At 55.2% G+C, this 14,351-nt stretch carries 9 protein-coding genes; 8 read left to right on the top strand and 1 reads right to left on the bottom strand.

The genetic code is table 11. The features are described from left to right. Positions 1–12: 12 nt before the first annotated feature. Positions 13–2,037 (bottom strand): alpha-1,4-glucan--maltose-1-phosphate maltosyltransferase, encoded by a 2,025-nt coding sequence (locus LWL52_RS05035; protein ID WP_242917515.1) that lies wholly within the window; start codon positions 2,035–2,037, stop codon positions 13–15. Between the two features lie 213 nt (positions 2,038–2,250). Between LWL52_RS05035 and treZ the strand changes: the two genes are divergently transcribed. From treZ to LWL52_RS04995, 8 genes are all read left to right on the top strand, one after another. Then, positions 2,251–4,095 carry a malto-oligosyltrehalose trehalohydrolase gene (gene treZ / locus LWL52_RS05030; protein WP_242917513.1) on the top strand — a complete coding sequence of 615 codons (1,845 nt, stop codon included), beginning with the start codon at positions 2,251–2,253 and terminating at the stop codon, positions 4,093–4,095. A 1-nt stretch (position 4,096) separates the two neighbouring features. Beyond that, positions 4,097–6,529 carry a DUF3536 domain-containing protein gene (locus LWL52_RS05025; RefSeq protein ID WP_242917511.1) on the top strand — a complete coding sequence of 811 codons (2,433 nt, stop codon included), beginning with the start codon at positions 4,097–4,099 and terminating at the stop codon, positions 6,527–6,529. Positions 6,530–6,647: 118 nt separating this feature from the next. Further along, positions 6,648–9,368 (top strand): malto-oligosyltrehalose synthase, encoded by a 2,721-nt coding sequence (treY, locus tag LWL52_RS05020; RefSeq protein WP_242917509.1) that lies wholly within the window; start codon positions 6,648–6,650, stop codon positions 9,366–9,368. Beyond that, positions 9,365–10,882, top strand: coding sequence for a 4-alpha-glucanotransferase (gene malQ, locus LWL52_RS05015; protein ID WP_242917507.1), 1,518 nt, complete (start codon positions 9,365–9,367; stop codon positions 10,880–10,882). Before treY ends, malQ begins: the two co-directional genes overlap by 4 nt. Before the next feature lie 291 nt (positions 10,883–11,173). Continuing rightward, complete coding sequence (msrB, locus tag LWL52_RS05010; RefSeq protein ID WP_242917505.1) at positions 11,174–11,734, top strand: peptide-methionine (R)-S-oxide reductase MsrB; 561 nt, start codon at positions 11,174–11,176, stop codon at positions 11,732–11,734. A gap of 90 nt (positions 11,735–11,824) precedes the next feature. Then, the gene (locus tag LWL52_RS05005; RefSeq protein WP_242917504.1) at positions 11,825–12,046 is read left to right on the top strand and encodes a VF530 family protein; all 222 of its coding nucleotides are present in this window, start codon (positions 11,825–11,827) and stop codon (positions 12,044–12,046) included. Between the two features lie 102 nt (positions 12,047–12,148). Further along, on the top strand, positions 12,149–12,625 hold the full coding sequence (locus LWL52_RS05000) for a GNAT family N-acetyltransferase (protein WP_242917503.1): 477 nt from the start codon (positions 12,149–12,151) through the stop codon (positions 12,623–12,625). Between the two features lie 156 nt (positions 12,626–12,781). After that, on the top strand, positions 12,782–14,221 hold the full coding sequence (locus LWL52_RS04995; RefSeq protein ID WP_242917502.1) for an amidohydrolase family protein: 1,440 nt from the start codon (positions 12,782–12,784) through the stop codon (positions 14,219–14,221). Positions 14,222–14,351 lie beyond the last annotated feature (130 nt).

Genomic DNA, 14,351 nt, shown 5'->3' with positions numbered 1-14,351 from the left:
CAAAAGGGTTGCTTATTCGTTTGAAGTATGATGGTCGTTGGGAAGCCAGGTATCATCTAAATTATCGTGGCCCATGCCCGGGGTGGTGGTTTCGATGCGGAACACGTGTACGGGCATTTCGTGCGGCCGCAGCTCCACGTAGTTCCACTCCGAGGTCCAGGTATACTTGTGCTCCGAGAGCAGGTCGTGCACCTGGTATTGCTGGTCCTGCGGCATGCGCAGCTGCCAGAGCGGCACCTTCACCCATCCGGCCTGCGTGTTGTGCGGGTCCAGGTTCACCACCATCAGCATCAGGTTTTTAAAATCGCTGCTCCACTTAACATAACTAAACAACTGTGGATTATCCGTGTCGCAGAAAGCAATGTTCCAGGTGGTTTGCAGCGCCGGGTTCACTTTCCGGATCTTGTTGATGAGCGTGATGACCTCGCGGGTCTTGGTGAGCCGGCCCCAGTCCCAGTGCATAGCTTCATACTTCTCGGAGTTATAATACTCTTCCTTGCCTGGAACAGGCGTGTTGATACCAAACTCATAAACTGGCCCGTACAAGCCATAGTTAGAAGAGAGCGTTGCTGCCATCACCACCCGTGTAATGTGGGCTGCCTCGCCGCCTTCCTGCAGCGCGTACGGCAGAATATCGGGCGTATTTGGCCAGAAGTTAGGCCGGAAATACTCCCGCATCTCGGTTTGCGTCAGCTCTGTCATGTACTGCTTGAGTTCCTCGGCGGTGTTGCGCCAGGTATAATAGGTATAGGACTGCGTGAAGCCGATCTTGGCCAGCTGCTCCATTACGCGCGGGCGGGTAAAGGCTTCGGCCAGGAAGATGACCTGCGGGTAGCTTTTGTGTACCTCGGCAATTACCCACTCCCAGAAACCAAACGCTTTGGTGTGCGGGTTATCTACCCGGAAGATGAACACGCCCTGCTCGATCCAGTGCATCAGGATGCTTTTCATCTCCTGCCACAGGTTCTGCCAGTCTTCTGTTTCGAAGTTCACCGGCAATACGTCCTGGTATTTTTTGGGAGGGTTTTCAGCGTATTGCACCGTGCCGTCCGGGCGCCACTTAAACCAAGCCGGGTGCTCCTTTACATACGGGTGGTCAGGCGAGCACTGGATGGCAAAGTCCAGGGCTACCTCTATGCCATGCTCGCGGGCCTGGTGCACAAATTCGCGGAAATCCTCGAGCGTACCCAGCTCCGGCAAAATAGCCTTGTGTCCTCCTTCGGCTGCCCCGATAGCCCAGGGCGAGCCCGGCTCTCCCGGATCGGAAGTGGGCGAGTTATTCTTGCCCTTCCGGAAAGCCCGGCCAATGGGATGAATAGGTGGCAGGTAAATGGTATCGAAGCCCATTTCGGCAATGCGCGGCAAAAGGCGCGCGCAGTCCTTAAAGGTGCCATGCTGGCCAGCTTCCTGCGCGGCCGACCTCGGAAAGAACTCATACCAGGTGCTGAACAGGGCTTTCTGGCGTTCCACATCCAGCTGCAGGGTTTTAGCATAAGTGGTCACGTTCTGCCGCTCGCAGCAGGCGTGCATCAGCTCGCTTACTTCGGGGCCGGTGGCCCAGGCTACCGCATCGGCGGCCGAGGTGTTGCTGCGCAGCTGCCCGGCCCATTTGCGCAGGCGTTTCTGCTGGCCTGGCTTTGCCGTTTCGGCGGCGGCTTCCAGTTGCTGGGCTCCGATCTGCAGCTCTACAGTAACATCCTGGTTGGCTTCAAATTTCTTCTTCAGGCCCTTTTGCCAGGTATAAAAATGGTCTATCCAACCCTGCACGGTATACTCATAACGCCCCATAGTATCGGGGGTAAAAGCAGCCTGCCAGCGGTCGTTGCCCAGAAACTGCATGGGCACCTGGCTCCAGGTTTTTTTCTTAGAATGGCGGTACACGAGCTGGGCTTTCACTTCGTCGTGGCCATCACCGAAAACATCGGCTGTTACCACCAGTTCCTCCCCTACCACCCGCTTGGCCGGATATTTACCGCAATTTATCTGAGGTTGTACATGTTCGATTACAATACGCTTGGTTCCTTCGAGGTCTTCCATTTAGCTAAGAGTTCTTCGTTCGTAAGTCATAGGTACTGTACTCTGGCAATTAGGTTACGTACAGCAGGTGTTAAGCCTGTATTACGGCCGCTGCCGCTTTTCCTGGCTGCCATGCCCTGCTGCATTTGCGCCTGCTCAAGCCCTCCTTTACTAAATACCTATAACCTAAACTCTTTTCTGCCAGTTATAATCAGCTATGCAAAACAAGGGAATATGGGAATTTTAAGAGAGATTGGCGCTGTATATACTCCTGAAAAAGGGACCGTTTACACGGTGTGGGCACCGGAAGCCAAGCAGGTGACCGTCCGGCTTACGGCGCCCGCAAACCGCACGATTACCTTGCAGCGGGAGGACTTTGGATACTGGACCGGCCTCAACGAAGCAGGGGCTCCCGGCGACCGCTACCTGTTTCAGCTGGATGGCGAGCTGGAACGCCCCGACCCCGCCTCCCGTTTTCAGCCGGATGGCGTGCATAGCCCATCGGCTGTTTTGGCCCAGCAAAATTTTGCCTGGACTGATGAACATTGGAAAAGCCTGCCCCTGGAACAGCTCATCATCTATGAACTGCATGTAGGCACGTTCTCCCAGGAAGGTACCTTTGAGGGGATCATACGTAAGTTGCCAGAGCTACAAGACCTAGGTATTACGGCCATTGAGCTGATGCCGGTGGCCCAGTTTGCCGGCGGCCGCAACTGGGGTTACGATGGCGTTTATCCCTTTGCCGCGCAGAACTCCTATGGTGGCCCCGAAGGGCTGAAGCGGCTGGTAAATGCCTGCCATGCGCAGGGCATTGCGGTGGTGCTGGACGTGGTCTACAACCATATGGGCCCGGAAGGAAACTACCTCAACGACTTTGGACCCTACTTCACCAGCAAGTATAACACGCCCTGGGGTAACGCCCTCAACTTCGACGATGCCGACTCGGACCATGTGCGGAATTTCTTTTTCCAGAACGCGCTCATGTGGCTGCGCGAGTTCCACATTGATGCGCTCCGGCTGGATGCCGTGCATGCCATTTACGATACGGGTGCCCGCCATTTTCTGCAGGAACTCAAAGAACATACCCTGGAGCTGGAACGGGAAACGGGCCGGGCCTACCTGCTCATTGCAGAAAGTGACCAAAGCGATGTGCGCCTGCTGAACCCCACAGCACAAGGAGGCTACGGGCTGGATGCCCAATGGTTTGATGATTACCACCACGCCATCCATACCCTGATCACAGGCGAAAAGGAGGGTTATTACGAAGACTTCGGCAAGCCGGCCCAGTTGCAGAAAGCGCTGGAACAGACCTTTGTCTATAACGGCCTTTACTCGGAGCACCGTCGCAAAACCGTGGGCTCTGATGCCACCCTTACGCCCGCGCAGCAGTTTGTGGTCTGCGCGCAGAACCACGACCAGATAGGCAACCGCATGCTGGGCGAGCGCCTCACGCAGCTGGTTTCTTTTGAAATGCTCAAAGCCGTTGCGGGCCTTATTTTACTTTCGCCGTATGTACCAATGCTGTTTATGGGCGAGGAGTATGGCGAGCAGAGCCCCTTTTTATACTTTGTGAGCCACACCGACGAGGAACTGGTGGAAGCCGTGCGCAAAGGGCGCAAAGAAGAATTCAAAGCCTTTACCTGGGAAGGCGAAGTACCCGACCCCCAAAGCGAGGAAACCTTTAACAACTCTAAATTACAGCACAGCTATCCCCACAATACCCGGCAAAACCAACTGCGCGAATTTTATAAAGCCCTGATCGCGCTCCGCAAATCCGCCCCGGCGCTGGACCGGCCAGACAAGCAGCAGATGCGTGTTGAACTGGAAGCCGACAAGCTGGTACTGCACCTGGTGCATACTTCGAAAGAGCCGCATCTCTATTGCCTGTTTAACATAACAAACACACCACAGATAACAACACTGCTCGCAACCGATAAGACCAATTCATGGGAGCCGCTCCTTCAATCATCCGCTGAAGTATGGGGCGGCCCGGGCGATGAGTTGACGCAACCCCTGCCCGCGCAGCAGCAAATTACCCTGCCCGCCGCATCGGTTTTAATTTTACAAAGTATAGGATAGCATGAACAAATATATCTGCGTACACGGCCATTTTTACCAGCCCCCCCGAGAGAACCCCTGGCTGAACGAAGTAGAGCTGCAGGAATCGGCTTACCCGTACCATGACTGGAATGAGCGCATCACCGACGAATGTTATGCCCGCAACTCGGCCTCCCGCATTCTCAATGGCCAGAACAACATCGTGGACATCATCAACAACTATGCGCTGATGAGCTTCAACTTTGGCCCTACCCTGCTGGAGTGGATGCAACGGAAAGCACCCGATACGTACCAGGCCATCCTGGATGCTGATAAGCAAAGTATGGAACGCTTTTCGGGGCATGGCTCGGCGCTGGCACAGGTATACAACCACCTGATTATGCCCCTGGCCAATGAGCGCGACAAAGAGACGCAGGTGATCTGGGGCATCTATGATTTCCGGAAACGCTTTGGCCGCCTGCCCGAAGGCATGTGGTTGGCCGAGACCGCTGCCGACACGCCTACGCTGGAGGCCCTGGCTGCGCAAGGTATTAAATTCACCATCCTGTCTCCGTACCAGGCCCGGCGCTTCCGCAAGATCGGCGGGGATGATGCTGCCTGGGAGAACGTGGAAGGCGCCAAGATCAATCCGCGCCGACCGTACCTCTGCCACCTGCCCTCAGGCAAAGAGATCGTGTTGTTTTTTTACGATGCCCCCGTATCGCAGGGCATTGCCTTTGAAGGCCTGCTGAACAATGGCGAAGTGCTGGCCAAGCGCCTGACCGGATCCTACGACGAAACAAGCAAGGATCCGCAGCTGATGCACATTGCCACCGACGGCGAGACCTATGGCCACCACCACCGCTTCGGCGAAATGGCCCTCTCCTATGCCATGCACCAGATAGAAGAAGAGCAGCTGGCCAGGATCACCATTTATGCCGAGTACCTGCAGCTTTTTCCGCCCCAGTACGAAGTCGAGATCATCGAGAATACCTCGTGGAGCTGCGTGCACGGCGTGGAGCGCTGGCGCAGCAACTGCGGCTGCAACTCGGGCGGCAACCCCAAGTGGAACCAGGAATGGCGCGCCCCGCTCCGCAATGCATTCGACTGGCTTCGCGACCAGCTCGTGCCCCTCTATGAGCAGGAAATGCAGAAACTTACCCCGGAGGACCCCTGGGCCGCCCGCAACGATTATATTCAGATTGTGATGGACCGTTCCGAAAAGAATGTCGAGAAGTTCATCAAAAGCCATACTTCCCGGGAGCTCACACCCGAAGAAAAAGTGCGCTTTCTGGAGCTGCTCGAAATGCAGTACCACACCATGCTGATGTATACCAGCTGCGGCTGGTTTTTTGACGAGGTAACCGGCATCGAGACGATGCAGGACATTTTTTATGCGGCCCGTGCCCTGCAGCTGGCGCAGCTCATCAGCCAGGCTAACCTCGAAGCCCATTTTATAGAGCTGCTGTCGCTGGCAAAGAGCAACATCAAAAGTCAGGTAGATGCAGGGCACGCCTACATCACCATTGTGAAGCCTACCATGGTCGACCTGCTGCGGGTTAGCGCGCACTATGCTATTTCCTCGCTGTTTGCCGCCTACCCCGATAACATCGACTTCTACAGCTTTCATGCCGCTACCAAACACTACCAGATGCGGACGGTGGGCCGCCAGAAACTCGCTGTCGGACAGGCCACCATCACCTCCAAAATCACCTGGCAGGAGATCTTCGTCACCTTTGGGGTGCTGCACCTGGGAGACCATCAGCTGTTTGGCGGCGTACGCGAGTTTGTAAGCGAAGAAGCCTTCGGTTTGATGCAGGCAGACCTGTCGGCCGCCTTTGAAAAGGGAAACACCAGCGAGACCATCATGCTGCTCGATAAGCATTTTGAGTCGCACAGTTATTCGTTCTGGCACCTCTTTAAAGATGATCAGGAAAAGATCTTGACCAAAGTGCTGACGCGGACCATGCAAAACATCGAAAACGATTTTCAGCAGATCTACGACAACAACTACCCGCTGATGGTGGCCATGAAAAGCCTGAACATGCACCTGCCCCGCGCCCTGCAACAGACTGTGGAGTATATTGTGGACACCAAACTAAAGCGGGTGCTGGAGGCGGCCCTGCCGGACATAACTGAGCTGAAGGACCTGCGGGCGGAGGCAGTGCTTATGAAGCTGAAGCTCAACACTGAAACTCTCAACTTTGCCGCCACCCAGCAAATAGACCAGCTGATGAAGCGCCTGGGCGAGCACCCGGATAACTCCAGGCTCATGCAGGTGCTGGTTGAGCTGATCACGCAGCTGGAAAGTTCGGAAATGGAACCCGATTACTGGCTGGCCCAGAACGTGGCTTTCCGGATAAAACAAAACGAATATGATGCCTTTAGGGAACGGATGGACCAGGGCGATGCCGCTGCGACGGAATGGTGCAACGCGTTTGATGCGCTCTATAACATCCTCAACCTTAAAGTATAACCGTGCACTGGGCAAAACGCTTCATCCCGCTTTCTTTCAATGTATAACCTGTAGCGGACCAACACTAAAAACAAACGGATCTGCCCGCTAATAACCTACGCTTTGTATCTTTTTATCTATGACATATAATCCATCCTCCACTTACAGGCTGCAACTTTCGCATGGCTTTACCTTGCAGCAGGTGCGGGAGATCATCCCTTACCTGCATGCCCTGGGCATCGGCACCATTTACGCGGCACCTTTTTTCGTTGCCCGCCCCGGAAGCGAGCACGGCTATGACGTTACAGCACCCTACCGCATTAACCCCGAGATCGGCACCATGGACGAGTTCCAGGAAATCGTGAAGGAACTCAAACAACGCGGTATGGGCTGGATGCAGGACATTGTGCCCAACCACATGGCCTTTCACCCGGACAATGTCTGGCTGATGGATGTGCTGGAGAAAGGGCCGCAGTCGCCTTTTTATACTTTCTTCGACATTGATTTTAACCACCCCGATTTTGCCGGGCAGGTGATGGTGCCTTTTCTGGGCGAACCGCTGGAGCAGGTGCTGGAAAAAAAAGAACTGCAGCTCAAACTCAGCGAGCAGGGGCTTACCCTCCATTACTTCGACAATGCTTATCCGGTAAGTATAGCCACTTACCGCACGCTGCTGGAAAAGGCCCGCCAGCTGTCGGGCGCGCCAGAGGTGAGTACGCTGGTGGCCTCCCTGCTAAAGGAATTAGAGAAGTTTGCGCAGGAAACGAGCATCACGCCTGCCGCCTGGACCAACTTCAAAACCAAAGTATACCGCGCCGGCCAACAGCAGGAAACAATAAGCCAGGCGCTGCAGCAGGTGGTAGCGCGCCTGAACGAGGACCCGGCACAGCTGCAGGAAGTGCTGGCACAGCAACACTTCATCCTTTGTTTCTGGCAGGAAACCGAAAAGCGCATCAATTACCGCCGCTTTTTTACGGTAAATGATCTTATCTGCCTGAGTATGGAGCGGCCCGAAGTGTTTGACCAGTACCACCAGTTTATTCAGCAGCTCTGTGAAGAAGGGCTGGTGCAGGGCCTGCGCGTAGACCATGTAGATGGCCTGTTTGACCCCACTACCTACCTCAAGCGGCTACGCCAGCTGGCCGGCCCGGAAGCTTACCTAATCGTAGAGAAAATCCTGGAGGGAGAAGAGCACCTGCCCGAGCGCTGGCCCATACAGGGCAACAGTGGCTACGATTTCCTGGCGCAGGTCAGCAACCTGTATACTTCAGGGGCCGGTCGCCGCAAGCTCACCGACAGTTACCGCCACCTGGTGCCCAATGCCCCCCTGAACTATGAGCAGCTGGTCTATGATAAAAAGATCTTCATCCTCAACAACTACATGCAGGGCGAGCTGAAAAACCTGCTACGCCTGCTGCAGGAGCGGCAGCTGATCCCGGCCGAGCCTGAAGACCAGTGGCGCAAGGCGCTGGCTGCCCTGCTGGCTGCGTTTCCGGTATACTGCATTTATGGTAACCGCCTGCCGCTGTCAAAACAGGAAATGGCGGTTGTAGACGAGGCCTTTGCCGAAGCCCGAAAGCAGGCCCCCGGCCAAACCGAACAACTCGACGGGCTGCACCGCCTCTTCACATTGGAGCCAGAGGATAGTGAGGAACGCAAACACAACAAGCTATACTTTGTAATGCGCAGCCAGCAGTTTACGGGCCCCTTGGCAGCAAAGGGTGTGGAGGATACCACCTTCTACAACTATAACCGCCTGATATCGCTGAACGAGGTAGGCAACAGTCCTAACATTTTCCACCTGGAGCCCGACGAGTTCCACGCCAAAATGCAGCACCGGCAGCTAACCTACCCGCACTCGCTCAACGCCACGGCCACCCACGATACCAAACGCGGCGAAGGCGCCCGCGTGCGCCTGAACGTGTTGACGGAGCTGCCCGAAGTCTGGGAACAGCATGTGCAGCAGTGGTACACCATTGCGCGCAAGTATACCCAGAAGCCCACCGCCAACGACCTGTACTTTATGTTCCAGACCATGCTGGGCGCGCTGCCTATGGAAGATACCCAGGCTGATGACACCCTGGTGGAGCGCCTGCAGGAATACCTGACCAAGGCCTTGCGCGAGGCAAAAGTAAAAACCGACTGGGCCGACCCGAATGAAAACTATGAGGAGGCCGTAAAGGAACTGGTCCAAAAATTGTTGCAGGAAGACGAAGCATTCTGGCAATCCTTTTATCCTTTTTTCCGGAAAATTGCCCACTACGGCTGGCTCTACTCGCTGTGCCAGGTGCTGTTAAAAACCACCTGCCCCGGGGTGCCCGATGTGTACCAGGGCTGCGAGCTGTGGGACTTCAGCCTGGTAGACCCCGACAACCGCCGCCCAGTCGATTACGCCCAGCGACAAGCGTTCCTGCACGAAATAAAGCAGCAGGAAGAGAACAGCACGCACTTGCATGCAAAGCTCCTGCACCAGCCGGCCAGCGGCCAGGTGAAGCTCTACCTTTTGTACAAAGTGCTGCATGTGCGCCTGCAATGGCCGGACCTTTTTGAAGAAGGCGAATATATTCCGGTAAGCATTACGGGCAAGTATAGCCGGCACCTGTTTGCGTACGCGCGCCGTTACCAGAAACAATGGTGCCTGGTGGTGGTGCCGCGCCTGCTGGTGGAGTTGATCTCAAACGAGGAGCTGCCCCTGGGAGAAAAAGTATGGCAGGACACCGCCCTGGTACTGCCCCCTGATGCGCCCGCCCAGTGGCACCATGCCCTGGATAACACCACGCTGCATGCAAACGGCTCACTAGCCGCAGCGTCGGTGTTGCAAACTTTTCCGGTAGCCCTTTTAACCGCCCAAACCCTATGATACTAAACAACCGCAGCAGCGGCCTGCTCCTCCATATCACCTCGCTCCCCTCCCCGTTCGGTATCGGCGACCTGGGGCCGGAGGCGTATCGTTTTGCCGAACAGCTGGCAGCAGCCGGCCAGCGGTTCTGGCAGATCCTGCCGCTCAACCCTACCGAAACTGGGTATGGCAACTCGCCTTACAGCAGCCATTCTGCTTTTGCCGGCAACCCCCTGCTCATCAGCCCCGAACTACTGGCCGAAGAAGGCCTGCTCGGCAAAGAAGACCTGCAGCCCGACACGGCCTTTCCGGACGACAAGGTTGATTTTGAAAAGGTCACTTCCTTTAAAAGGGCACTCCTGGAGAAAGCCTGGCAGCAGCATACTTCCGCGCCGCCTGCAGTCCTGAAAAAGGCTTTTGCCCGGTTTGAGGAAGACGAGCAGCACTGGCTGGAACCCTTTGCGCGCTTTGCAGCCTTTAAGCAGCACTTCGGCCACAAAAGCTGGGTAGAATGGCCTGAAGAAATACGGCATCAGCATAAAAAGGAAGTGGAAGCCCTGGCCGGCGAACTAACGAACGAGATAAATTTTGTCAAATTCCAGCAGTTTCTGTTTTACCGCCAGTGGTTTAAGTTAAAGGCCTTTTGCGAGGACAAGGCCATTGCCTTTTTTGGCGACATGCCCTTTTATGTGAGCCACGACAGTGCCGATGTGTGGATGCACCCGACGTATTTTAAGCTCGACAAGGAAGGGCAGCCAACCCATGTGTCGGGTGTGCCGCCGGATTATTTCAGCGAGACCGGGCAGCTGTGGGGCACGCCCGTGTTTAACTGGCAGGTGCTGGCCCGCCACGAGTTTGACTGGTGGATACACCGCATTGAACATAACCTGAAGTTGTTCGGGCTTTTGCGCCTCGATCATTTCCGGGCTTTTTCAGCTTACTGGGAGATATGTGCCGGGGAGAAAACTGCTGTAAACGGCAAGTGGGCAAAATCGCCCGGCGAGGCCATACTGCGCCTTGTGCAGCAGCAGCATCAGGAGCACCCTTTGCCCATTATTGCCGAGGACCTGGGCGAGATTGACGAGCCCGTGCGCGAGTTGATGCGGGAATTTGACCTACCGGGCATGCTGGTGCTGCTTTTTGCTTTTGGCGAGGACCTGCCCCGTAACCCGTATGCACCCCACAACCACAGCAAAAACAGCATTGTGTATACCGGCACCCACGACAACAGCACCGTGCGCTGCTGGTTTGAGAAGGATATGAGCTCCGAGGATAAGCACCGCCTGAGCGAGTATACCGACAAGCACATTACCAAAGAAAATGTGCACGAGGTGCTGCTGCATCTGGCTTTCGGCTCGGTGGCCCAGTTAGCGGTGGTGCCGGTACAGGACGTGCTGGGCCTGGGTGCCGAAGCCACCATGAACAAGCCTTCCGTAGGCAAAGGCAACTGGGAATGGCGCCTCAAAGCCGGGCAGTTCGGCAAGGAGCAGGTCGCCTACCTGCAGGAACTCACGGCGCTTTACGGCCGCGCCTGATCGCATATTAAAATAATTTAATGGCAGCACCAGCAAACAAACCCTCGCCTGGGCGGTTTTGCTGGTGCTGCCTTTATACTTGCTTCATACTTGTTTGGGCTGATGTCCCCGCCAAATCAGGTTCCTTTATGCCTGCGGTACGGGCATAAACCAAGGATGCAGTGCCAATGGTTTTGCTTTATTTTCAAAACCAGCCAGTGTCGCACAGTTTTTGCAGTGCTCACAACTAAGCAGGCAATCCGCCCCTGCAGCAAATACGTTTATTAGAACAGACCGTTATACTTCTGCAAAATGCAACGAATCATTCTTATACTTACCCTGGCAGCCACTACGCTGTTAAGTTGCCAGGGCCAGAACAAGCCCGCTGCTGCTGCCACAGCCAAATCCCAGCCAGCTGCGGCCCAGGCACAACACCCTAAAAATCCCTATTATTCCCGCACCGACACCGCTAAACTAAACCTGCCGGATGCTACCTGGAAAAAAATTCTACCCGACGACGTATACCAGGTCGCACGCGGCAAAGCCACGGAGCGCGCCTTTTCCGGAAAATACTGGAACGCGACCGGCATTGGCACCTATTATTGCGCGGCCTGTGGCAATGCCCTGTTCCGGTCTGATGCCAAGTTTGCAAGCGATTGCGGCTGGCCCAGCTTTTTTGAGCCCATCCGCAAGAATGGCGTCCTGTACAAGCCCGATCACTCCTTTGGCATGGAGCGCACCGAAGTGTTGTGCGGCCGTTGTGGTGCGCACCTGGGCCATTTGTTTGATGACGGCCCTCCTCCTACCTATAAGCGTTTCTGCATGAACTCGCTGGTGCTGGACTTTGAAGCTGGTAAGCCCCTTGGCTTTTAAGCTATACTTTGCCGTTTAAAAGCCCTGGCCCCGGAAAACAGCCCTGACCTGCGCTGTTTAAGTTCGGCACATTCGCTACTTTTGCAGGGTATGGAAGAACAGAAGAACAACCCGCTGCATGGCATTACGCTGCAGGCGATACTTGAGTACCTGGTGGATTTCTATGGCTGGGAACACCTGGGGCATAAGATCAATATCAATTGTTTTAAGTCGGATCCCAGTATCAAATCGAGCCTGACCTTTTTACGGAAAACACCCTGGGCCCGCCAGAAAGTAGAAGAGCTATACCTCAAAACCATCCGGTATAAGTAAGCTGCGCTGGCCGGCCGTTTAGAAGGCCTCCTTTCCTGCAGTTTGGGAGCATCTAAAAGCACTGCCTGCCGTTAGTAAAGCAACAGCAATTTTGCAGGAGAGATGATACAAATAGCAGAACCCGACGATATAGATGATGTTTTTGAGCTGTGGCGCGAACTGCTGGACTACCACCAGCCCCTGCACCGGGTGTTTGCCTACTACCCCGAGCAGGAGCAAGCCCTTAAAGCCGAGCTGCTTTACCGCATGAAAGACAAGGACACCCGCATCTTTGGTTTTGTGCAGGACGATGAATGGCAGGGCCTGCTGATCGCCAGCATGCGCAAAGCTACCCCGGGACTAAAGCTGGCCCACAAAGGCTACGTAGCCGAAACAGTGGTGAAGGAAAAATACCGCGGTAGCGGCGTAGGCAAAGTGCTGTTTGAAGCAGCCAAAAAGTGGCTCATAGACCATGGCGCCGATCACCTGGAGTTGCAGGTAGCCATCAATAATCCTACAGGGGTGCGCTTCTGGGAGGCGCAGGGTTTTAAGGTATCCACCCAACACATGGTGCTGGAATTAGCTCCCCGTAAAAAGTAGGCTACTACCTGAAGGCCACCCGATTTCACTCGCATTTAGTGCGGAATTCCAATCACACAACAACTTTATACTTCCAGGCCCGCCGGCCTGCTGTTGCGGGTATTGCACACGCGGCAGGAATCCTTAACTTGGCTTTTGATCTGACCGATGTGACCGATGAGAAACCCTGCCTTTTTTGCTTTGCTCCTGCTGCTGAGCCTCTCACTTTTGAGCTGCACCACCGCCCGGCCGCCCCAGACCTACGACCTGCTGCTGACACACGTGAACGTGGTGGATGTGGAACAGGGAAAACTGCTCCGCAACAGAACCGTCTGGATCAATGCGGGCCTCATCCAGGAGATCGGCGATGCCGGTGCCCGCAACAAGTATAAGGCCGCCACTACGCTGGATGCCAAAGGCCAGTACCTGATCCCCGGGCTTTGGGACAACCACGTGCACCTGCGCGGCGGCGCCCAACTGGAGGAAGCCAACAAAGACCTGCTCCCGCTTTACATCATCAACGGTATCACCACGGTACGCGACGCGGGCGGCGACCTGTACCCGGCCGTTCAGGCGTGGCGCGAAGCGATTGCAGCCAATAAGCTGGTTGGTCCGCGCATTATTTCGGCAGGCCCCAAGCTGGATGGCCCCAAGCCCACCTGGGCCGGCTCTATTGAAGTAGCCACTGTAGCACAGGTGCCTGTGGCCCTGGATTCCTTGCAAAAGCTGGGTGTCGATTTTGTAAAGATCTATGACAGCACTATTTCGGGGGATGTGTTTCTGGCCATTGTCAAAGAGGCCCAGGCCCGGGGCATGCTCACGGCCGGTCACATGCCCTTTAGCGTAAAATTGGGCGATGCGATTGACAATGGACTGGATATCACCGAACATTTATACTATACTTTTAAAGCTGCCTCTACCAAAGAAGACAGCATCACCAACGTGATCCGGGCTGGCGAAAAAACAGGCAAGCCGGTTGGTTTTTACACGGCCCTCCACTGGCTCTACGACACCTATGATCCGGCCACGGCGGCGCAGATCTACCAGAAGATGGCCGCGCATCATACCGCCGTTACGCCTACCTTATACATTGGCCGCGTGCTCAACAACCTGTCGCAAGCCGACCACAGCCACGACGAATACCTGCACTATATCAAGGACGGTATCATTAAAACCTACGCTGGCAGAGAAAACAGCGCCAAGCGCCAGACGCCGGAAGCAAGAGCGTTTATACATGACCTGGAAGACAAGTTTACCGGCATGGTACCGCAAATGCAGGCCGCAGGCGTTACGATACTGGCCGGCTCCGATGCCGGTGCCTTTAACTCGTATGTATACCCGGGCCAGTCGCTGCACCAGGAGCTTAGAACGCTGCAGGAAGCCGGCCTGACACCCGCCCAGACCCTACGAACAGCTACCCTGAACGGCGCTACCGTGATGGGTAAAGCCGATCAGTATGGCACCATCGCTACCGGTAAAGTAGCCGACCTGGTACTGCTCAGCAAGAACCCATTGGAAGACATCCGCAATACCGAAGCCATTGAAGCGGTGATCTTCGGAGGAAAGGTTTATACTGCTGCCGAGCTGAAGCAATTATTGGAGTGGCTGAAAAAGTAGGCGTTTAGGACAAAGGATAATTTGACAAAGGACAAAAGAGTAACAGGAAAAGAACTTTAAATGGACAGAGGCCGGCCTTACCGCCTGCTATACTTCAACATTCAACTGCTAAACTTGCTTTATCATTCTC

It is taken from the genome of Pontibacter liquoris (genome assembly GCF_022758235.1).
In the GTDB taxonomy this organism is placed as follows: Bacteria; Bacteroidota; Bacteroidia; order Cytophagales; family Hymenobacteraceae; genus Pontibacter; species Pontibacter liquoris.
Note: the sequence above shows the minus strand (reverse complement) of the source record. Positions and strands in the feature narration are given on the sequence as shown.

Bases quoted from the DNA above. Each gene is read 5' to 3' on its own strand.
- LWL52_RS05035 (WP_242917515.1), bottom strand. From the start codon at position 2,037: ATGGAAGACCTCGAAGGAACCAAGCGTATTGTAATCGAACATGTACAA.
- treZ (WP_242917513.1), top strand. From the start codon at position 2,251: ATGGGAATTTTAAGAGAGATTGGCGCTGTATATACTCCTGAAAAAGGG.
- LWL52_RS05025 (WP_242917511.1), top strand. From the start codon at position 4,097: ATGAACAAATATATCTGCGTACACGGCCATTTTTACCAGCCCCCCCGA.
- treY (WP_242917509.1), top strand. From the start codon at position 6,648: ATGACATATAATCCATCCTCCACTTACAGGCTGCAACTTTCGCATGGC.
- malQ (WP_242917507.1), top strand. From the start codon at position 9,365: ATGATACTAAACAACCGCAGCAGCGGCCTGCTCCTCCATATCACCTCG.
- msrB (WP_242917505.1), top strand. From the start codon at position 11,174: ATGCAACGAATCATTCTTATACTTACCCTGGCAGCCACTACGCTGTTA.
- LWL52_RS05005 (WP_242917504.1), top strand. From the start codon at position 11,825: ATGGAAGAACAGAAGAACAACCCGCTGCATGGCATTACGCTGCAGGCG.
- LWL52_RS05000 (WP_242917503.1), top strand. From the start codon at position 12,149: ATGATACAAATAGCAGAACCCGACGATATAGATGATGTTTTTGAGCTG.
- LWL52_RS04995 (WP_242917502.1), top strand. From the start codon at position 12,782: ATGAGAAACCCTGCCTTTTTTGCTTTGCTCCTGCTGCTGAGCCTCTCA.